The sequence below is a fragment of the Phormidium sp. CCY1219 genome, from assembly GCF_055795085.1.
In genome coordinates, this window is the sequence record NZ_JAYFEQ010000888.1 from 1 (window position 1) to 859 (window position 859).

Consider the following 859-nt stretch of genomic DNA (forward strand, 5'->3'; position numbering starts at 1 on the left):
CGTAATTCCGGGTCTACGCCAGTGCGGATATCGGCATTGGCTTCGGCGAGAATTTCTAACAACGTGCGAGCGCGGGCACTTTCGCTGGCACTGAGGGCTTGTTTGTCGTAGCCTTTATCCGGGTTTTGCTGGTGCAGTTGCATCAGCAAGTCGATGTAGAATTCGTAGTAACCCTGGTTTTGCACTTGAGCGAAGTAAGACTGGCGCAGCTTTTCGCTGTCGATTTTGGTGCGGAGGTCTTCGATAAGGGCAATGGCGGCTTCGATGTGGGTTAGGGCTTCTGTAAGGTTGCCTTGAGTGCGTTTGGTGGAAGCGAGATTATAGAGGGTAACCGCTTCCCCTGCCTTATCCCCCACTTCCCGTCTCAGGGGCAAGGATTGGTTCAAGTAGTCTAGGGCCGTTTGCTTGTCTCCCAGGGCGTCGTAAACCCCGCCAATATTGTTGAGGGTACGTGCTTCCCCTGCCTTATCCCCCACTTCCCGTGTCAGGGGCAAGGATTGGTTGAAGTAGTCTAGGGCCGTTTGCTGGTCTCCCAGGGCGTCGTAAACCGCGCCAATATCGGAGAGGGTAGTTGCTTCCCCTTTCTTATCCCCCACTTGCTGGAACAGGGGCAAGGATTGGTTGTAGTAGTCTAGGGCCGTTTGCTTGTCTCCCAGGTCGGAGTAAACTAGGCCAATATTGGAGAGGGTACCTGCTTCCCCTGCCTTATCCCCCACTTCCCGAGACAGGGGCAAGGATTGGTTGTAGTAGTCTAGGGCCGTTTGCTGGTCTCCCAGGTCGGAGTAAACCTGGCCAATATTGTTGAGGGTAGTTGCTTCCTGTGCCTTATCCCCCACTTGCCGAGACAGGGGCAAGGATT

General features: G+C 54.6%; 1 protein-coding gene. It reads right to left on the reverse strand.

The annotated features are described in order from the left end of the window. Positions 1-859 (reverse strand): tetratricopeptide repeat protein (locus tag AC0QH1_RS29170; RefSeq protein ID WP_324634953.1); only part of this gene is annotated, 859 nt, incomplete at both ends.